General features: G+C 61.6%; 13 protein-coding genes, 1 pseudogene and 1 riboswitch. Of the genes and pseudogenes, 11 read left to right on the top strand and 3 right to left on the bottom strand.

Going from position 1 to position 19,521, the window contains the following annotated elements; genetic code table 11:
• The first annotated feature begins 271 nt into the window (after positions 1 to 271).
• Positions 272 to 838, top strand: coding sequence for an isochorismatase family protein (locus GGQ66_RS19680; RefSeq protein ID WP_183794842.1), 567 nt, complete (start codon positions 272 to 274; stop codon positions 836 to 838).
• A complete protein-coding gene (locus GGQ66_RS19675) occupies positions 838 to 1,845 on the top strand; it encodes a GlxA family transcriptional regulator (protein WP_183794841.1) in 1,008 nt (335 codons plus the stop codon). Before GGQ66_RS19680 ends, GGQ66_RS19675 begins: the two co-directional genes overlap by 1 nt.
• On the opposite strand, the gene GGQ66_RS19670 is transcribed toward GGQ66_RS19675, so the two are convergent.
• Positions 1,835 to 3,682: a heavy metal translocating P-type ATPase gene (locus GGQ66_RS19670; RefSeq protein WP_183794840.1), complete on the bottom strand. Its 1,848-nt coding sequence runs from the start codon at positions 3,680 to 3,682 to the stop codon at positions 1,835 to 1,837. The two genes, GGQ66_RS19675 and GGQ66_RS19670, sit on opposite strands and share 11 nt — an antisense overlap.
• A gap of 406 nt (positions 3,683 to 4,088) precedes the next feature.
• Here GGQ66_RS19670 and GGQ66_RS19665 point away from each other — a divergent pair, with 406 nt between their 5' ends.
• Together GGQ66_RS19665 and GGQ66_RS19660 are read left to right on the top strand one after the other, a co-directional pair.
• Complete coding sequence (locus GGQ66_RS19665) at positions 4,089 to 5,087, top strand: sensor domain-containing diguanylate cyclase (protein ID WP_183794839.1); 999 nt, start codon at positions 4,089 to 4,091, stop codon at positions 5,085 to 5,087.
• 2 nt (positions 5,088 to 5,089) lie between these two features.
• The gene (locus GGQ66_RS19660; protein WP_183794838.1) at positions 5,090 to 7,240 is read left to right on the top strand and encodes a putative bifunctional diguanylate cyclase/phosphodiesterase; all 2,151 of its coding nucleotides are present in this window, start codon (positions 5,090 to 5,092) and stop codon (positions 7,238 to 7,240) included.
• Here the strand turns inward: GGQ66_RS19660 and GGQ66_RS19655 are convergent.
• The gene (locus GGQ66_RS19655; protein WP_183794837.1) at positions 7,232 to 9,028 is read right to left on the bottom strand and encodes a monovalent cation:proton antiporter-2 (CPA2) family protein; all 1,797 of its coding nucleotides are present in this window, start codon (positions 9,026 to 9,028) and stop codon (positions 7,232 to 7,234) included. The genes GGQ66_RS19660 and GGQ66_RS19655 overlap by 9 nt on opposite strands.
• Positions 9,025 to 9,300 carry a hypothetical protein gene (locus GGQ66_RS19650; protein WP_183794836.1) on the bottom strand — a complete coding sequence of 92 codons (276 nt, stop codon included), beginning with the start codon at positions 9,298 to 9,300 and terminating at the stop codon, positions 9,025 to 9,027. Before GGQ66_RS19650 ends, GGQ66_RS19655 begins: the two co-directional genes overlap by 4 nt.
• Before the next feature lie 269 nt (positions 9,301 to 9,569).
• Positions 9,570 to 9,683: riboswitch (guanidine-I (ykkC/yxkD leader) on the top strand.
• Positions 9,684 to 9,756: 73 nt separating this feature from the next.
• Here GGQ66_RS19650 and GGQ66_RS19645 point away from each other — a divergent pair.
• From GGQ66_RS19645 to atzF, 7 genes and pseudogenes are all read left to right on the top strand, one after another.
• Positions 9,757 to 10,830 (top strand): putative urea ABC transporter substrate-binding protein, encoded by a 1,074-nt coding sequence (locus GGQ66_RS19645; RefSeq protein ID WP_183794835.1) that lies wholly within the window; start codon positions 9,757 to 9,759, stop codon positions 10,828 to 10,830.
• Between the two features lie 130 nt (positions 10,831 to 10,960).
• Positions 10,961 to 11,779, top strand: coding sequence for an ABC transporter permease (locus GGQ66_RS19640; protein ID WP_183794834.1), 819 nt, complete (start codon positions 10,961 to 10,963; stop codon positions 11,777 to 11,779).
• Positions 11,776 to 12,657: pseudogene (locus GGQ66_RS19635) on the top strand (ABC transporter ATP-binding protein). Before GGQ66_RS19640 ends, GGQ66_RS19635 begins: the two are co-directional and overlap by 4 nt.
• Positions 12,605 to 13,420, top strand: a complete 816-nt coding sequence (locus GGQ66_RS19630) for an urea amidolyase associated protein UAAP1 (protein ID WP_183794832.1) — start codon at positions 12,605 to 12,607, stop codon at positions 13,418 to 13,420. Before GGQ66_RS19635 ends, GGQ66_RS19630 begins: the two are co-directional and overlap by 53 nt.
• A 17-nt stretch (positions 13,421 to 13,437) precedes the next feature.
• Positions 13,438 to 14,088, top strand: coding sequence for an urea amidolyase associated protein UAAP2 (locus GGQ66_RS19625; RefSeq protein ID WP_183794831.1), 651 nt, complete (start codon positions 13,438 to 13,440; stop codon positions 14,086 to 14,088).
• A gap of 5 nt (positions 14,089 to 14,093) precedes the next feature.
• The gene (gene uca, locus GGQ66_RS19620) at positions 14,094 to 17,630 is read left to right on the top strand and encodes an urea carboxylase (RefSeq protein WP_183794830.1); all 3,537 of its coding nucleotides are present in this window, start codon (positions 14,094 to 14,096) and stop codon (positions 17,628 to 17,630) included.
• On the top strand, positions 17,630 to 19,444 hold the full coding sequence (gene atzF, locus GGQ66_RS19615) for an allophanate hydrolase (protein WP_183794828.1): 1,815 nt from the start codon (positions 17,630 to 17,632) through the stop codon (positions 19,442 to 19,444). The genes uca and atzF overlap by 1 nt, the downstream gene beginning before the upstream one ends.
• Positions 19,445 to 19,521 lie beyond the last annotated feature (77 nt).

Genomic DNA, 19,521 nt, shown 5'->3' with positions numbered 1-19,521 from the left:
AAGGCAACCCACATGGTAGCCATAGATTCGACGGGTTATTTCTTGCATATATCAGCGGTTCGGCTCCAAAATGGTGCTTTCCTGAAGAAAAATGGTTAAAGGGCCTTCATATCCGCACCCCAACAATCGCAACGTCAGGGCGAGTGGCCAACAAACAGGGAATGTCCCACTCAGTTTGGCGCGATTTGTCCGTCATCTGTCCGCATCCGGCATTTTCCCTTGCTATCAAGCCTTTAGAGTGTCTTCGTGTTCACCACATGGAGCGACAAAAATGTCCACTGATACCGCCCTCATCGTCATTGACGTTCAGGAATCCTTTCGCCATCGGCCTTATTTTTCCGCCGAGGCCCTGCCCGCCTATCTCGAACGACAGCAAGCGCTGATCGACGGTGCAAAGAAAGCCGGCATCCCGATTGTGCAGATCTTCCACGTCGAGAAAACCGGGCCCTTTTCAGAGGCCTCCGGCTATGTTGTGCCCCTCGAAGGGCTCCGGCTTGAAGCCGATGCGGTGTTCAGCAAGGGCCGCCACAGCGCTCTTGTCGGCACGGGACTCGATGTCTGGCTGATTGAGAACGGCATTCGCCGCCTCATCATCTCGGGCATTCGCACGGAGCAGTGCTGCGAAACGACAACCCGCCATGCATCGGACCTCGGTTATGCCGTTGATTACGTCGGCGAAGCGACGCACACTTTTGCGATGGTGGATGCCGCGGGGCGCTTGTGGACACCTGCCGAAATTCGCGAGCGGACAGAGCTCGTTCTGGACGGACGCTTTGCACGTGTTGTTACGGTTGAGGAGGCATTGGCCGGAACCGGCGAACAGAGAGCGTCCGCCTGATGGAGCCAGCCGGCACAACCCGTATTATCCCGGTCTTCATGGTGGTGCCGCCGCGCGCTCTGCTTCTCGATGTGGCCGGACCGATGGAGGCGCTGCGCAAGGCGAACATGGAGCAGGCGGCGGTACGCTTTACCGTCGCCTTTGTCGGCCCTGCAGACACGACGATCAGTTCCATCGGGCTCGACGTGACAGGTATTGCTCCCCTGCCCGAAACCCTGCCGGACGATGCGCTGGTTATTGTTTCCGGGGCGGCGGATGATCCACTGGGCGACAAGGTGGTGGACCGAGTTGCGCACGCAAAACAGGAGGCTGAGATCGTCGCCTGGCTGCGACGCTCGATCCGACCCGGAATACGGCTTGCGACGATCTGCTCCGGTGCATTGCTGGCAGCGCGAGCCGGACTGCTGGAGGGGCATGAATGCACGACGCATCACGGCACGATCGCAGAACTGACGCGCCTTGCGCCCACCGCCCGGGTGCGTGAAAACCGGCTCTTCGTGGAGGATGGCGAGCGCCTGACCAGCGCGGGGATTACCGCCGGTATCGATCTCATGCTGGCGATCATTGCGCGGGATGCAGGCCACAGGACGGCGCTGGCCGTCGCGCGCTATCTCGTTGTCTATCTTCGGCGCGGCGGGGCGGACCCACAGCTTTCCCCGTGGCTGGAAGGTCGCAACCACATTCATCCCGCCATTCACCGGGCGCAGGACGCGGTGACTGCCGACCCGACCCGCGATTGGTCGGTGGAGACGTTGGCAGATGTGGCCTGCACCAGCCCGCGCAATCTCTCGCGCCTGTTCAATGAGCATACCGGCATGAGTGTCACGGACTATCTGAACCGGATGCGCATTGCGCTTGCGCGGGAAATGATCACGTCTTCCCGCATGGACATGGAAAGCGTGGCGGCGCGCGCCGGGTTTGCCTCAGCCCGCCAGTTTCGCCGCGCCTGGAACCGTATCCATGGCACGCCGCCCAGCGCATTGCGTGAAGGGACCCTCAGGAATTGAGCCTTGGGCCGCCCAATGCGCGCAGCGCATTGACGATGACGGCGACATCGATGCCTTCTTGCAGCAAAGCGCCGGCCACGGGTGGAATGTGGCCAAAGGCCGCGACCACCATGGCAAGACCAGAAAGCACCAAGCCCACAACGATACTTTGCATGGCGACGGCGCGGGTGTGGCACGCGATGGCGTAGGCTTCGGCGACACGCTCGACATTGTCCACGAGAATGACGATATCGGCAGCTTCGGAGGAGGCGGTAGCCCCGCGTGCGCCCATGGCAATGCCAACCCGGGCGGCGGCAAGCGCCGGCGCATCGTTGATGCCGTCGCCGATCATCATCGCTGGACGATGTGCTTCTTCCTCCGCGACCGCAGCGACCTTCTGACCGGGATCGCAATCAGACAGGACACCATCGAGGCCCAGCGCCGCCGCGACCTGTGCGGCGGTTACGGAATCGTCGCCTGTCACCATCACTATCCGCGAGATGCCGAGGTCACGTAGCGCGGCGAGCGCACGGGGCGTTTCCTCCCGCACGGCGTCCGCCAGCAGAACGACACCGACCAGTTCGCCATCGACAGCGAGATAGACGGAAAGCGCCGAACTATTCGCCGCCATATCAGCGGCATCCGTCGCCCAATCCGGGAGAGGATCGCTTCCGAGCACCAGCGAACGGGAGCCGGCCCGCACGAAACGCCCATCGACCGTGCCCTCGAGGCCGGAGCCGCGAAATTCGTGCACTGCCTGTGGGTGCGCCAGGGAGAGCCCCCGCGATCGGGCGGTATCGGTGATCGTCGCCGCGAGAACGTGATGCGAGGCCTGTTCCAGCGAGGCGAGCAGACGCAGCATCTCGTCTTCCTCCACCCCTGGCGCTGTGGCGATGAGGGACATGCGCGCGCCACCTTCCGTCAGCGTGCCGGTCTTGTCAAAGATCGCGGTCTCGACGCCGGACAGGGCTTCGAGTGCGGCGCTTCCCTTCATGAGAATACCGGAGCGCGCGGCGCGCGATACGCCGCCAATGAAGGCAACGGGTGCCGCGAGAATGAGCGGACAGGGCGTTGCAACCACAAGCACGGCGAGCGCGCGCGTACTGTCGCCCGATAGCCACCATGCAAGGCCGGCAACCATGAGCGTGATCGGCAGCAAAATGAGCGCGAAACGATCGGCAAGACGCATGAAGGGCGCCTTGGCGGTCTGAGCCGCTTCCACCATCCGCACGATACCGGCGTAAGTGCTTTCCCCGGCGCTGGCGGATGCCTGAAACCGGAAGGCCTCACCGGCGTTCACCGTGCCGCTCCGCAGTTTTTCGTCACGCAAGCGGGTGACCGGCAGGGGCTCCCCGGTGACGGCGGACTCGTCAATGGACGCTCGCTCGTCCAGAAGCCGTCCATCGACCGGCAGAAGCTCGCCACCAAGCACAAAAAGTTCGTCGCCGGGACATACGACTTCGACCGGGATATCCGTCAGCCGCCCGTCGTCCCGACGATGGGCAATGCGCGGACTGCGGTCCCGCAGCGCCTTCAGATCGTGCTCGGCCCGACCGCGAGCGAAATCCTCCAGAATATTGCCGCCCGTATACATGATGGCGACGACTGTTCCGGCCAGAGGCTCCCCCATCGCCACTGCCGCCGTCATGGAAACCAGCGCAATGGCATCGACCCCAAGACGACCGATGAGAATATCGCGAATCATGGAAACCGCGAGAACGACGATGACAGGAATGGCGGCGAGGCTCCACACCCACGGTGCCGCCTCATGCCAGCCGAACACGGGTGCGACAAGCCCGGCGATGAGGCCTGCAATTGCGAGAAAGAAGAAAAGTGTGTGAACGCTTCGCCCGCTCATTTCTTTTCCCCCGGGGCATGACGGCGTGCAGTTTAAAGTCGTTCTAAACCAGAATATGCCGGCGGGGAAGGGTATGTGATTGCGACATCATTGCAGGCGTGTTCCACCGCGATGACACTCAATATATTAGCAGTTTTTCTCCCAGATTTATACGTTTTATTGAGAATGCGGCTTCTAGCTTATCGTGCGATCGATCGCCTAGACTTCGACATGCTGCTGGACAACGCCGATTCGATGGCAGACGCACATGATTTTGCGCCTTAATATTGATGATTGCTAATACTTACTACATGCAAGGCTCTTCCTCTGCCATGAATTGCTCTATCATTATTTCTCCTGGAACCGATTTTATCGCTTTGCGTGCCGACGCACTCACAAGCGCGCCCCGTCGGTACGGCGAGGGTGCATGAGCAAGGACGCGCCCACCCGACTGCCCACGAACGCGCAAAGACTGGCCGACCGCTTCGGGCCTGCCGCACTTCCGGCATTACTGGATGGACTTGCTGCCAATGGCATGGCTATCGCGATCTTCGATCCTGAGGACAGGCTCGTGTTTTATGGCCCCGCCTTTCGCGATGCTTTCGATGTTCAGGATGGACCGCAGACGTTTGAAAGCGTGATCCGCCACTGCCATTCCACAATGCGCGGAGCGCTTATCCTGACCGATGATATCGATACGTGGCTGGCCACGGCGAATGAAAAGCGCCGCTCGATGCCCAACCGCAAGTTCGAGGTGGATCTAGCCGACGGTCGCTGGATGTGGGCCGTGGAAACGACCTATAATGACGGCTGGATTATGCTCGTCCTTCAGGATTTCACATCGCTCAAGCAACGGGAAATCGGGCTGGAGCATGCGCGCGACGCGGCGCTGCACGCTGCGGAAACGGATCCCCTGACAGGGCTGGCGAACCGCCGCGCCATCATGCGCTACCTTGACGACTGCGTGCAGTTGGCCAGCGAAGGCGTACCTCTGTCGATTGCTCTCATCGACATCGACTATTTCAAGAGGATCAACGACAGCTATGGCCATCACGCAGGCGATGACGTGTTGCGCCATTTCGGGCGTTACTGCACGCATATTTTTCGCAACAGCGACCGGGTCGGCAGAATTGGGGGCGAGGAGTTCCTGCTGATCATGCCGAACACGGGCGGGACCGCTGCCGTGACCGCGCTCCAACGTTTCAAACACCATCTGCACCGGGCCAGTCAGCTTCTGCCTCAACGGCTCGGTTTCACATTTTCCGCTGGCGTAGTGGAATGGCAAGCGCCCATGACCAGCAGCGATCTCTACAAGGACGCAGACGGAATGCTCTATCAGGCAAAGGCAGGCGGCCGAAACCTGATCATAGCCACCGGCAATGCGAGGCCGGACAGCCAGGCCGTCGCAGGACAGGGAGGGGTTTGAGGATGGCACCCTTGCACGAACTGGAGCGACTGAGGGAACTCGACCAATACGGCATTTTCGGAACGCCACCCGAAAGCGATTACGATCACATATGCCGACTGACAGCCGACATCTTTGAAGTCCCGATCGCGATGATCAATCTCGTGGCCCGCGATACGGTGTGGGTAAAATCCAAAATCGGACTTGAGGTTCAGGATCTTCCCAGAGAACTGGCGTTCTGTAGCCACGCCATTCAGGGGCGCGATCTGCTGGTGGTTCCAGACCTGGCCGCCGACCAGCGGTTCTGCGAAAATCCTCTGGTGGCGACATCGGAAGGCGGGCTTCGTTTCTACGCCGGAGCGCCTCTGGCGACGCCGAAGGGCTATGTTATCGGCACGCTGTGCATCCTCGACCGCCAGACCAGAGCGCAGTTTTCGCCGAAGGAAAGAGAGCGTCTGAAGAACCTTGCGACGCTCGTCATGGATCGGCTAGAAAAGCGACGGCTGGAACAACTCGAACTCATGACCTCCTCGCTGATGAATGCCGCCAGCGAAGGTATCATCATAGCGGATTCGACGTACAACACCCGGTATTGGAACCCCGCCGCCGAGAAAATTTTCGGCTTCTCAGGCGATGAGATGATCGAAAAGCCGGTCACGGCCATCACCACCGATCATGCAGATGCGACCCTTCTGATACAGGCACTCGAGGATGCTGTCGAAGGCCATAGCGGCCTACCATTGACGCTCACCACCCGCGCCAAGGACGGGCGTGCCATTTCCACCGAAGTCTCCATTGCAAGCTGGGGCAGTGGGGCCGGGAGCACGCCGGAAGGTCCGCTTGGCTTCGGCCTGATCGTGCGGGACGTGACGGAGGAGATGGCCGTAGCCGAAAAGCTTGCCTGGCTGGCCAGACACGATGAACTGACCGGCGTTTTCAACCGCAATCATCTGCGGCAGGTAATGAATGACGCGCTTGCCGCCCACGGCGATATCGCCGTCATCAGCATCAATCTCGACCGGTTCATGGCAATCAACGACACCTTCGGCCACCGGGTGGGTGATGCGCTCCTCAAAGTCGTCGCCCGCAGACTGGCGAGAGAACTGGGGCCAACCGATCTGCTGGCACGGATTGGCGGTGACGAGTTCACCATTTTACGAAGCGGCCAGACCGACCGCACCCAACTCGCATGCCTTGCCGCCCGACTGCAGTCGGCATTCGGTGAAACGTTCTCGGTGGATGGCCACCTTGTCACGACCACCGCATCGGTTGGCATCGCGACGTCCGACCTCGGCGAAGCCAATACGGATGCCTTGCTTAATGCCGCCGATCTGGCAATCTACCGGGCGAAGTCCGATGGCGGCAATGGCTGGCGCTTTTTCACGCCTGAGCACGATCGCCGCATCTCGGTCGTGCGCTCCATGGAAAGCGACCTTCGCGGCGCGCTGTCGCGCGGCGAGTTCACACTGAACTATCAGCCAAAATTCTGCCTCGTGACAGGCCGGCTGACCGGCGCCGAGGCATTGCTTCGTTGGACACATCCCGCCAAGCGGCCCATCAGTCCCGCCGACTTTATTCCGGTCGCAGAGCTTTCCGGCCTGATTGTTCCGATCGGTGAATGGGTTCTGGCTACGGCTTGCGAGGCGCTTACTCGCCTGCCCGCCGACTTCCGTGTGGCCGTCAATCTTTCGCCGGTTCAGTTCCGCCGCAGCGATGTCGCCGAGACGGTGGCCGCCAAGCTTGCGCTATCCGGCATTGCCCCTGCGCGGCTGGAGGTGGAGATCACCGAATCCCTGCTTCTGGAAAACAACCGCGCAACGGCTGGCGCGCTGGAAGCATTGAAGGCGCTTGGGGTCACCATCGCACTCGATGATTTCGGCACGGGTTATTCCTCCCTCGCCTATCTCTGCAAGTTCCCTTTCGACACTATCAAGATAGACCGCAGCTTCGTGCAGACGCTGGAAACCGAGCCAGGCAGCGCGGCCATCGTGCGCGCCGTTGTCGGCCTCGGTCGGGATTTCAGCCTGAAGGTGATCGCTGAGGGCGTCGAAACCGAGGCGCAAAAGCGCATGTTGCTCTCCTTCGGATGCGACGAGGGGCAAGGTTACCTGCTAGGGCGGCCCATGCCCCTCGAGGCGCTTCTTCAGATCGCGACGAACGCTGATTCAAGATGATTTCGGCAGGCCCCGCTGTGGTGCGTTGCCATAGAGGAAGACGCGTCCTGCATCGAGACCACCGACGAGTTCGTTGGCAAAGCGCTCGGCATCACGTCGGCGAATATCCTCGATCACCTCGACGCGCTCCTCCTCCTCGACATCCATGAACTCCAGTGCTTTTTCGGCAAGGGACAGGGCGGACTCGAAAGTTTCCCGAGCCTGGAAATCAACACCGGCATGCACCAGCTTCAATGCGTGCTCGCGATCGTAGGACCGGGCGATGACCGGAACCAGCGGAAATTCTGCCTTCATGAGTTCGACGATCTTCAGCGTGGCCTCGCGATCGTTCACGGCAACGATGACGACTTTCGCCTCTGCCGCCCCGGCAGCACGCAGAATGTCGAGCCGGGAACCATCGCCGTAATGCACCTTGAAACCAAAATCGCGCACGTCACGGATGGCGTCCGGATCATTTTCGATCATGGTGATGGAGCAAGCCCGGCCGAGAAGCGGCTGGCTGATGACCTGGCCGACGCGACCGAAGCCGATGAGCAGGACACTCGCCCGATGGCGATCCACGGCCTCGACCCCATCCAGCGAAGCTTCGGTACGCGGCATCAACCGGTCATGGAGAATGATCATCAGCGGCGTCAGCGCCATCGACACGATGATGGTTGCGGTGAGGATTGCATTGGCCTCACCATCGATAATGCCGGCGGCGGTGGCCGCTGCATAAAGGACGAAGGCAAACTCCCCGCCCTGCGCCATCAGCACCGCGCGTTCCAGCGCCTCGCGATGCGCGGCCTTGAACAGACGGGCAACCACGTAGATACCAAGGGTCTTGAGCACCATATAGGCGACGACGGCTTCCACGATCAGAGGCCAGTTCGCGGCGATCACCTTGAGATCGAGCGCCATGCCGACGCCGAGGAAGAAAAGGCCAAGCAGGATGCCGCGAAACGGTTCGATGTCGGCCTCAAGCTGATGGCGGAACGATGATTCCGACAGCAGTACGCCGGCCAGAAACGCGCCCATGGCCATGGAGAGCCCCCCGAGTTGCATGGCAAGAGCCGCCCCCAGAACCACAAAGAGCGCCGCCGCCGTCATCACCTCGCGGGCCCGGGCCTTGCCAAGCAGACGGAACATCGGATCGAGCAGATAACGACCCGCCACGACAAGTGCGACGATCGAGGCAAGGCCGATACCCACATCGACAAGGCGTTCGGAAATCGTCGTTTCCGCCCCGCCCGGCGCCAGAAAGGCGACAAGCGCCAGAAGCGGCACGATAGCAAGGTCTTCAAGCAGCAGGATTGCCACGACCCGGCGGCCCTTCGGCTCACCCATGGTGCCACGCTCTTCCAGCATCTGCATGACAATAGCCGTGGAGGTCAAAACGAAACCGGTGCCGGCGACGAAACTCTGTGCGACCGGATAGCCGAGTGCAAGTCCGACGCAGGTCAGTAATCCGATGCAGACACCGACCTGCAACAGGCCGAGCCCGAAGATTTCCCCGCGCATGGACCACAGCCGCGACGGCTGCATCTCAAGTCCGATGATGAAGAGGAACATGACGACACCCAGTTCGGCAACCGGGAGAATGGACTGCGCATCGGAAAAGACACCGAAGCCGAATGGCCCGATGACCAGACCAGCGGCCAGATACCCCAGCACCGAGCCGAGGCCTAATCGCTTGAACAGCGGCACGGCAATAACCGCCGCGGCCAGAAGAACGACGATCGGTACAATGTCGATGCCGTGATGACCGGCAGCGGCAGCATGATCTGCCACGGTGGGTTCAACCGTCATTCGACCACCCGCAGCATTTGCCAGATGACGAGACCGGCAAAAGCGGCAGGCACGGCGAAGACGATAAGGAGGATCGGTAGTTCCTGCGCGACGGTATAGCCGGCCTTTGTAACGCCGACCCACATATTGACCAGAGTGACGGCCAGCCAGACCGGAATGAAGAACTTTGCGCCCGTCGCGACGGCAGTGACGTCGCCACCCCAGAGCTTTCCGAACAATGCGAATACGGCCAGCAGCAGCCCGCCGCCGGCCATTACCTGAATCATGTGCATGGCACCCCCTTTTGGCTCCATGGCCCGGTCATCCTGACCATCGTCAAGATATAATGCATGAGCGCGTGGGTGTCTTTACAGGTCGCGTCGGAAATTTCCTTCAGCACACACACCAAATAATTGCACCAACAGCCCTAACGGGCATTGCCTTCATGATGGGCAATTTTGCACAAATTGCCTCAATATTTGGCACTTTTTCATGCAAAATCGACCGCAGCGCAGCATAATTCCGCTTGTCTTTTTCAGGCCTTGTGCTACACGTAGGGATAGAGTTTGGCCGCTAGGGTTCCGATGCACAGAATGTGCATGACTGGTCCGAGAGCAGCCACTGAACGGGGGAGACATCCTGTTCAGGTGCACGGCGGGACAAAAGCCCGGGAGACCTCGTTAGCCAAGGGATTGGCGGCGTTGGTCTTTGCCGATCCCTTTTTGATAACAAGCAAAAGGGGAATACCAATGCAAGCTTTCAGGAAAATTCTATCCATTACCGCACTGACCGCCTCTTTGGCGCTTTCGGCTGCCTTCACGGCAGAAGCCTCGCCGAAGAAGGATTTCAAGGTTGCCTGGTCGATCTATGTCGGCTGGATGCCGTGGGGCTATGCCGCCGACCACGGCATCGTCAAGAAGTGGGCCGACAAATACGGCATCAACATCGAGGTGACACAGTTCAACGACTATGTGGAGTCGATGAACCAATACACCGCCGGCGCCTACGACGCCGTGACGCTGACCAACATGGACGGCCTGTCCATTCCGGCTGCCGGAGGCGTCGACACGACCGCCGTCATCGTCGGCGACTTTTCCAACGGCAACGACGCGGTGATCCTGAAGGACAAGGCAAAGCTTGAGGATGTGAAGGGCCAGAACGTCAATCTGGTCGAATTCTCCGTGTCGCACTACCTGCTGGCGCGTGCACTCGAAAGTATCGGCTCTTCCGAGCGCGACGTGAAGGTGGTCAACACCTCCGACGCCGACATGGTCGCCGCCTTCCAGACACCGGATGTCACAGCCGTGGTGACGTGGAACCCGTTGGTTTCCTCGATCCTCGAAACTCCATCGGCCAGGAAGGTGTTCGACAGTTCACAGATCCCGGGCGAAATCATAGACCTCATGGTCGCCAACACCGATGTGCTGAAGGACAACCCGGATTTCGGAAAGGCACTGGCCGGCATCTGGTACGACACGATGAAGGTGATGACCGCCGAGAGCGCCGAAGGCAAGGCCGCCCGAGAAACCATGGGCAAGGCATCGGGCACCGATCTGGCCGGCTTCGAGGCGCAGATGGCCGCCACCAAGCTGTTCGACAAGCCAGCGGATGCGGTTGCCTTCACCGCCTCGCCGAACCTGCCGATGACGATGGACCTCGTTCGCACGTTTCTGTTCGAAAAGGGACTGCTCGGTAACGGCGCTCCGTCCGCCGATGTCATCGGCATCGAGTTCCCCGGCGGCATCGTTCACGGTGACAAGGGCAATGTGAAGTTCCGGTTCACGACCGACTACATGAACGCAGCCGCCAAGGGCACCCTGTAAAAAGGCCGCCCCCTGCCGCGTGGCAAGCCCTTCCCGTTTCGGGGAGGGCCGGGAGAAATTCACACCCTTGACACCACCACCGGGCGACCGCCCTGCCCGGTCCGTTTCCCTTCTCATCCGGGAGCTTCCCATGCGCTGGATCAATACGCGACCTTCCAACGGCGCGCGCCTTGCCCTTGCCGCGCTGCCGTTTGCGGCCGTGCTCGTTGCCTATACGATCGGCTCGGCGGCGAGGCTGGCAGAGAATGCCAATGACAAGCTCCTGCCCGGTCTTGCCGGCTTTGCCGATGCGATCAACCGCCTTGCCTTCGTGGCCGATGCCCGCACCGGCGATATCGTGTTATGGACGGATACGCTGGCAAGCCTCGTTCGCCTGTTTTCGGGGCTCGGCATAGCGACGGCAATCGCGCTCGTCATCGGCATGTTGATCGGCATGCTGCCCTATGCGCGGTCGCTACTGGCCCCCTTTGTCGCCGCCATCTCGATGGTGCCGCCGCTGGCGCTGCTACCCATCCTCTTCATAGCACTCGGCCTCGGCGAAGTCTCGAAAGTGGCGCTGATCGTCATCGGCGTTGCGCCCGTAATGGTCCGCGACCTCTCGCTTTTCGCGCTGAGCCTGCCCCGCGAACAGGTCATCAAGGCGGAAACGCTTGGCGGCTCATCCTGGCAGATCGCGCTCAGAGTGGTTTTGCCACAAACCCTGCCGCGCCTCATCACCGTGCTGCGGCTCCAGCTCGGACCCGCCTGGCTGTTTCTCATCGCGGCGGAAGCCATTTCCGCCGATAGCGGCCTAGGTTACCGCATCTTCCTTGTGCGGCGTTATCTCGCGATGGATGTGATCTTCCCCTACGTCGTCTGGATCACATTGATTGCCGTTCTCACCGACTGGCTACTCGATCGCATCCGTCTTGCCGTTTTCCCCTGGTCCGCATCGGAGAACAAGGCATGAGCGCGCTCAAGATCGAAAATGTCTGGAAGGAATATGGCGACCAGATCGTGCTGGAAAACGTCTCGCTGAATGTCGAATCTCGTGCTTTCGTTGCTCTTGTCGGCCCTTCAGGCTGCGGCAAGACCACATTTCTGCGCATGATCCTCGGGCAGGAAAAGCCGACCCGCGGCACCATCCTGCTCGATGGCGTACCGCTGCCGCCCGAACCCGGCCCGGACCGCGGTGTCGTGTTCCAGCGCTATTCGGTGTTCCCGCACCTGACAGTACTCGGCAATGTCATGCTCGGCAAGGAACTCAAGGCTTCACCGCTGAGTGGCAAGCTGTTCGGCGCAGCACGGAAGACGGCCATTGAGGAAGCCCGCGCCATGATCGCTGAAGTCGGCCTCACCGGTTCGGAAGATAAATATCCGGCACAGCTTTCCGGCGGCATGCAGCAACGTCTGGCGCTGGCGCAGGCGCTCATCATGCGGCCCAAGGTTCTGCTGCTGGATGAGCCTTTCGGCGCGCTCGACCCCGGCATTCGCCACGAAATCCACCTTTTGATGAAGCGGCTGTGGAACGAAACGCCGATGACGGTGGTGATGGTGACGCATGACATGCGCGAAGCCTTCACGCTGGCCACCCGTGTCATCGCGTTCGAGCGGCCGCGTGACCGGCCGGAGGAAAAGCTGCGCTACGGCGCCACCATTACCCGCGACATTCCGATCTGGCCGCCGCGCCGGGCCGGGGCTGCCGCCTGAATTTTCGAACAGCCCGGCCGGGACGACCCGGCCAAACGGGCCCGACACCACCGGGACGACCCGAACCAACGCCATGGAGCAAGCCATGCACATCAGACGTTCGTCCGAAGAAATCGCCGCCAACCGCGCGCGCTATGAAGATCATCAGAAGAAGGGGCTGGAATTTGCCCCTAAAGCCCTGCCGGGCTTCAGCGTCTTGCCGGAACCGGCCATCGAGGAGGCACAAGTCCTTCACCGCGAGGTCATTCCTGGCGGCTGGTACTACGCCACGAAAGTCCGCTGCGGCGAGACGCTGCGTGTCAGCCTGAAGGATGGCTTCTCTTCCGTCGCGCTGATCGCCTGGAGCACCGCCGACACCTCCGAGCGCCTCAACCTGCCCGATACGGTGAAGATGCAGTGGACGACCGGCCTGTCCAAGGGCCGTGTCATCTTCTCAGACATGGGGCGCGTGATGTTCTCCATCACAGAGGATAGTTCCGGTGCCCATGATTGCCTTGTCGGTGGTTCGACAGCGGCTACCAATGCCCGTTACAAAGGTGCGTTGCTGCGCGACACGCGTGACAACTTCGTGAAACTCGCCATGAAGATCGGTCTCGACCGCCGCGACATTCCCGCTGCCCTGACCCTCTTCGCTCCCGTGCGGGTCGACACTGAAGGCCGGTTTTTCTGGAACCCCAATCTTCTGAACAGCGGCGACTACGTGGACCTGCGCGCTGAAATGGACATGATCGTCGGTTTTTCCAACTGCCCGCATCCACTGGACCCGAACCCGGTCTATGCGCCGAAGCCGGTGACAGTAACGCGTCTTTCCGCCCGGCCTGTCGAGACGGATGACCTGTGCCGCACCGCGACCGCCGAGGCCATTCGCGGCTTCGAGAACAACGCGCTGGCCAGCCTTTGAGACAGGGAGATACGATCATGACCGACTTCATCCAGACAGCAACATCCCGCACGCTCGAAAACGCCGCGCAGGACCATTACATTCCCGCCGAAAAGCCCTTCTCCACCCTTGTCCGCAAAGGACAGACAGTGCGCATCGAGGACAGCTACGGCCAGCAGGCCATCGACACGCTGTTCTATAACGCAGACGACTATTCCGAGCGCTATTCCAATCAGCAAACGATGCGTGAGCAGAACGCCGCCTATATCTCCACCGGCACGAAGATCATGTCGAGCGAAGGCCGTGTGATGCTGAAGATGACCGCCGATAGCTGCGGTCGTCATGACACCGCTGCCGGTGCCTGCTCCTGCGAGAGCAATACCGTGCGCTTCGGCCACGGCACCAAGTATCTCCACGCCTGCCGCGACAACTTCGTGGCCGAAGTCGCGAAATACGGCATGGGCAAGCGCGATGTCGCTCCGAACATCAACTTCTTCATGAACGTGCCGATCTCGCCCAATGGCGAGATGACCATTGTCGACGGCATTTCCGCACCCGGCGATTATGTGGAACTGAAGGCCGAGATGAATGTGCTGCTGGTCATTTCCAACTGCCCGCAGATCAACAATCCCTGCAACGGCTTCGACCCGACGCCGATCCGCGTCCTCGTGTGGAACGAGGAAGGTTGATCGTCATGTTCAGAAAGGTCCTGATTGCCAATCGCGGCGAAATCGCCGTGCGCGTCATTCGCACGCTGAAAAAAATGGGCATCGCCTCTGTGGCGGTCCATTCCGACGCCGACCGCTTCGCCATGGCCACGCTGATGGCCGATGAGGCGGTTCGCCTTGGCCCCGCACCGGCCACCGAAAGCTATCTCAACGTCGAGGCGGTGATAGCGGCCTGCAAGGCAACCGGCGCCGAAGCCGTCCACCCCGGCTATGGCTTCCTGTCCGAGAATATCGGCTTTGCCGAACGGCTGGCTGCGGAGGGCATAACATTCATTGGTCCGAAGCCGGAGAATATCGCCGATTTCGGCTTGAAACACACCGCCCGCGCGCTGGCAAAAACAAGCGGCGTTCCACTTCTGCCGGGTTCCGACCTGCTCAGCTGCGTGGAAGAGGCGCTCGCCGCCGCCGAAGCCGTCGGCTATCCCGTGATGTTGAAGTCCACCGCCGGCGGCGGGGGCATCGGCATGCAGCTTTGCGCAGACGCCACGGCCCTCAAGGCCGCATTCGAGAGCGTCCAGCGTACGGCCAAGGCGAGCTTCGGCGATGCCCGGGTCTATCTGGAGCGGTTCGTGGCCAAGGCACGCCATGTGGAGGTGCAGATCTTCGGCGATGGAAAAGGCCGCGTTATCGCACTTGGCGAGCGCGATTGCTCGCTCCAGCGGCGAAACCAGAAGGTCATCGAGGAGACGCCTGCTCCCGGCCTCACCGAGGCGGTCCGTGCCCGTCTTCACGCAGCCGCCGTGGCGCTCGGCCAGCAGGTAAATTACCAGTCCGCCGGCACGGTGGAATTCATCTACGATCCGGCCCGCGAGGAATTCTACTTCCTTGAGGTCAACACCCGCCTTCAGGTGGAGCATCCGGTCACGGAATCCGTTTTTGGCATCGATCTCGTTGAATGGATGATCCGACAGGCCGCCGGCGAGGACGTGCTGACCGGCAGCGAAGCGCTGACCCCGAAGGGCGCGGCCATCGAGGCGCGCGTCTATGCGGAAATGCCCCATGCCGATTTCCGCCCCAGCGCCGGTCTTCTGACGGAGGTGGTCTTTCCCGAGGCGGCCCGCGTCGATGGCTGGATCGAGACCGGAACGGACGTCACCCCGTTTTACGACCCGATGCTGGCCAAGGTCATCGTCTCCGGCGAGAACCGTCAGGCCGCAATCGCCGCCCTTGAGGCCGCGCTTGCAAGAACCGCGATCTCCGGCATCGAAACCAACCTCGACTATCTCAAGGCCATCGCTGCTTCCGAGCTCTTCCAGAGCGGCGATGTCGCGACGACGGCACTGAAGGATTTCGTCTTTGTACCAGATGTGGTCGAGGTCATCGCGCCCGGTGCGCAGTCCAGCCTTCAGGAACTGCCGGGCCGTCTCGGTCTCTGGCATGTCGGCGTGCCGCCGAGCGGGCCAATGGATGAACGCTCCTTCCGCCACGCCAACCGCCTCGTCGGTAACCACGACCATACCGCGGCGCTGGAACTCACCGTTTCCGGCCCGGTACTGAAGTTCTTTGCGGATGTGACCGTGGCGCTGGCCGGAGCCGAAATGCCGATGAAGCTCGACGGCGAACCTGTTGCCCACAATGCGGCGATTGCCGTGAAGGCGGGACAGACGCTTTCGCTCGGCCAGATCGCAGGCGCTGGCCAACGCGCCTATCTCGCTGTGTCCGGCGGGTTCGATGCGCCGGTGGTGCTGGGTTCACGCGCCACTTTCGGGCTCGGCCAGTTCGGCGGTAACGCCACCGGCACACTGCGCGCCGGCCACGTGCTGCGCCTTGCCCGCGCGGTACAAAACGATGTGAAGCCCGCAAGCGAACCGGCTGACCTGACCCGCGAGTGGTCGGTCGGCGTGCTCTACGGCCCGCATGGTGCACCGGATTTCTTCCTTGAAGGCGATATCGAAACACTGTTTTCGACGGATTACGAGGTCCATTTCAACTCGGCCCGCACCGGCGTTCGCCTCATCGGCCCCGCCCCGAAATGGGCGCGCACGGATGGCGGTGAAGCCGGACTTCATCCTTCCAATCTGCATGACAATGCCTATGCCATCGGCGCCATCGACTTCACCGGCGACATGCCGATCATTCTCGGGCCGGATGGCCCTTCGCTCGGCGGCTTCGTCTGCCCGGCGGTGATTGCGGCGGATGAACAGTGGAAGATGGGCCAGTTCAAGCCGGGCGACACGATCCGCTTCCATGCGGTGCCCCGCACAGACGATCCTGTCGCCGGGCCGGTGGTTAAGCGCATCGGGGAAAATGCCGGTTCGCCGGTTCTGGCAAAGCGCGAGGATCGTGACGTGCCGGTCGTCTATCGCCGGCAAGGCGATGACAATCTGCTGGTCGAATACGGTTCGATGCAGCTCGATGTGGGCTTGCGCCTGCGGGCTCATATCTTGATGCAGGCTGTGAAGGAGGCCAGGATTCCCGGTCTCATCGACCTCACCCCCGGCATCCGTTCGCTACAGATCCATTATGACGGTTCACAGCTTGCCCGCACGCGGCTTCTCGGCCTGCTTTCGGAGATCGAGGACAGCATGCCTTCGGTCGACACGGTGAAGGTGCCCAGCCGCACCGTCTGGCTCCCCCTGTCGTGGAACGATCCGGATGCGGAACTTGCGATGCGGAAATATCAGGAGCTGGTGCGCCCCAATGCACCCTGGTGCCCTGACAACATCGAGTTCATCCGCCGCATCAATGGCCTTGCCGACGAACAGGCGGTGAAGGACACGATCTTCAATGCCTCGTACCTCGTCATGGGGCTGGGCGATGTCTATCTCGGCGCGCCCGTGGCCACGCCGCTCGATCCGCGCCACCGACTGGTAACGACCAAATACAACCCCGCCCGCACCTGGACACCGGAAAACGCGGTCGGCATCGGCGGCGCCTATATGTGCATCTACGGCATGGAGGGCCCCGGCGGTTACCAGCTTTTCGGCCGCACCATCCAGATGTGGAACACCTGGCGGCAGACGCCGGTCTTCGGCAAGGACAAGCCCTGGCTGCTCGATTTCTTCGATCAGGTGCGCTTCTTCCCCGTATCGCATCAGGAACTCACCGAGGCCCGCGCCGCCTTCCCCCATGGGGGCTATCCGGTGCGTATCGAGGAAGGAGAATTTTCCTATGCAGTCTACGAGGCGGAACTGCGCAGGAATGCTGCGGGCATCGGTGCTTTCAAGGCGCAACAGCAGGCATCCTTCGAGGCCGAGCGGCAGCGCTGGAAGGAACTCGGTCTCGACAGTTTCGTCACCGATGAAGGGGCTGGCCCCGGACTTGGCGGCGATATTCCCGACGGCTGCTTCGGCGTCGAAAGCGCCGTTCCCGGCAATGTCTGGAAGGTGCTGGTCGAACAGGGCCAGACCGTCGAGGCTGGCGAAACCTTGGCCATCATCGAATCCATGAAAATGGAAATCACCGTCACCGCCCATGCGCCCGGTCGTGTCCGCGATCTGCGTGCCGGGCCGGGTCGCAATGTCAAGGCGGGCGACGTGCTCGTCATTCTGGAGGATGTCTGATGTTTCCCGCTTTTCTCGACCTTGCTTCTCTGAAGGCCGCCTATGCCGGCGGTCTTTCCCCGCTCGACCTCGTGGAAGAGGTCATCGCCCGCATCGAAGCCTCCGACGATCCGGCAATCTTTATAAGCAGGACGCCGGCGGATGACCTCCGGCAAGCGGCGCGCGATCTTCTGGCGCGGGCGCCAGAGGCCAACAGCCTGTTGCTCTGGGGCGTGCCCTTTGCGGTGAAGGACAATATCGATGTTGCCGGCTTGCCTACAACCGCCGCCTGCCCGGCCTTCGCCTATCAACCTGAAAGGGACGCGACCGTCGTGGCTCGACTGAAGGCCGCCGGTGCGCTCGTCATCGGCAAGACCAATCTCGATCAGTTCGCCACCGGCCTCAACGGCACGCGCTCGCCCTATGGCGCGCCGCGCTCGGTGTTTGACAGCGCCTATGTCTCCGGCGGTTCGTCATCGGGTTCGGCGGTTTCGGTCGCTTCGGGGCTGGCAAGCTTTGCGCTTGGTACGGATACCGCAGGTTCCGGGCGGGTGCCTGCCGCCTTCAACAACCTCGTCGGCATCAAGCCGACGCCGGGGCTTGTGCCGAATGTCGGCGTCGTTCCCGCCTGCCGGTCGGTGGATGTGGTCACGGTCTTTGCCGGAACGGTGGGCGATGGCGTCGCCATCCGCAGGGTGATGGACGGCTATGATGCTGCGGATCCCTTTTCGAAGGTGGCGAAACCCGCACGTTTGCCCGTCTCCGGCCTTCGGATCGGTGTGCTGGCGGCAGATGAGCGGGAATTTTACGGCAACGCCGCCTATGAAGCGCTCTACGATGCAGCCATCGAGCGTGCGAAGGCACTGGGGGCGGAGATCGTGCCCTTCGACTACGCTCCTTTCCGGCTGGCCGCCGAACTGCTCTATAGCGGCCCGTGGGTGGCCGAGCGGCTGGCGGCGGTGAAGGACTTCATTGCCTCAAACGCCGCCGATTTCGACCCGACCGTGCGCACCATCATTTCGGGTGCGACGGCTTATGGCGCGGTGGACGCCTTCGAAGGGCTCTACAAGCTGGAAGCACTGCGCCAGAAAACGCTTGTCGAATGGCAGAAGGCGGATGTGCTGATGCTGCCGACCTCGCCCACAACCTACACCGTAGAGGCCATGCTGGCCGACCCCATCGCCAAAAACGGCCATTTCGGGCGCTATACCAATTTCGCCAATCTGTTCGGCTATGCGGCGATTGCCATTCCCGCCGGCTTCGATGCCGATGGGCATCTACCGGCTGGCATTACTCTCTTCGGGCTTTCCTTCTGCGACGATGCGCTGGCGCCCTTTGCGGATGCCATGCACCGGGCGCTCGCCGCCGGCATGGGGCGGGAACGAACGGCCGCGCTTCCGGAAGCTTCGAAGGTGGCGGAACCCGATGACGGGCTGGTGTCCATCGTTGTGGTTGGCGCGCACCTGACGGGCATGCTCCTCAACCACGAACTCACCGGCTCTGGTGGAAAGCTGGTGAAGGCCTGCCGTACGGCGGGCGATTACCGCCTCTATGCCCTGCCGAACACCACGCCGCCGAAGCCCGGCCTGATCCGTGATCCCGGCTTTTCCGGCAAAGGTCTCGCCGTTGAAGTCTGGCGGGTGACGCCTGAAGCGTTCGGGCGTTTCGTGCAGAATATCCCGGCGCCGCTTGGCATTGGCAAGATAACGCTGGACGACGGTTCGCAGGTTTCCGGCTTCCTCTGTGAGCCCTATGCGCTTGAAGGCGCCCGGGAAATCACTGATCTCGGTGGCTGGCGCGCTTACATCGCGGAACTCAAGGCCAGGAATGGTTGAAAGCTACGATCGCCTCGTGTGAGTTTCCTCTTCGGCCTTCCAACCGGAGAGGGAATAGCTCTTGTCGTTCGCAAGTC

Source organism: Allorhizobium borbori, from assembly GCF_014196535.1.
GTDB classification, from domain to species: Bacteria; Pseudomonadota; Alphaproteobacteria; order Rhizobiales; family Rhizobiaceae; genus Ectorhizobium; species Ectorhizobium borbori.
This window is presented reverse-complemented; position numbering and strand designations above follow the sequence as displayed.

Coding starts and splice junctions, on each gene's coding strand:
- GGQ66_RS19660 (WP_183794838.1), top strand. CDS start 5,090: ATGGCACCCTTGCACGAACTGGAGCGACTGAGGGAACTCGACCAATAC.
- GGQ66_RS19650 (WP_183794836.1), bottom strand. CDS start 9,300: ATGCACATGATTCAGGTAATGGCCGGCGGCGGGCTGCTGCTGGCCGTA.
- GGQ66_RS19645 (WP_183794835.1), top strand. CDS start 9,757: ATGCAAGCTTTCAGGAAAATTCTATCCATTACCGCACTGACCGCCTCT.
- atzF (WP_183794828.1), top strand. CDS start 17,630: ATGTTTCCCGCTTTTCTCGACCTTGCTTCTCTGAAGGCCGCCTATGCC.
- uca (WP_183794830.1), top strand. CDS start 14,094: ATGTTCAGAAAGGTCCTGATTGCCAATCGCGGCGAAATCGCCGTGCGC.
- GGQ66_RS19655 (WP_183794837.1), bottom strand. CDS start 9,028: ATGACGGTTGAACCCACCGTGGCAGATCATGCTGCCGCTGCCGGTCAT.
- GGQ66_RS19670 (WP_183794840.1), bottom strand. CDS start 3,682: ATGAGCGGGCGAAGCGTTCACACACTTTTCTTCTTTCTCGCAATTGCA.
- GGQ66_RS19675 (WP_183794841.1), top strand. CDS start 838: ATGGAGCCAGCCGGCACAACCCGTATTATCCCGGTCTTCATGGTGGTG.
- GGQ66_RS19630 (WP_183794832.1), top strand. CDS start 12,605: ATGCACATCAGACGTTCGTCCGAAGAAATCGCCGCCAACCGCGCGCGC.
- GGQ66_RS19640 (WP_183794834.1), top strand. CDS start 10,961: ATGCGCTGGATCAATACGCGACCTTCCAACGGCGCGCGCCTTGCCCTT.
- GGQ66_RS19680 (WP_183794842.1), top strand. CDS start 272: ATGTCCACTGATACCGCCCTCATCGTCATTGACGTTCAGGAATCCTTT.
- GGQ66_RS19625 (WP_183794831.1), top strand. CDS start 13,438: ATGACCGACTTCATCCAGACAGCAACATCCCGCACGCTCGAAAACGCC.
- GGQ66_RS19665 (WP_183794839.1), top strand. CDS start 4,089: ATGAGCAAGGACGCGCCCACCCGACTGCCCACGAACGCGCAAAGACTG.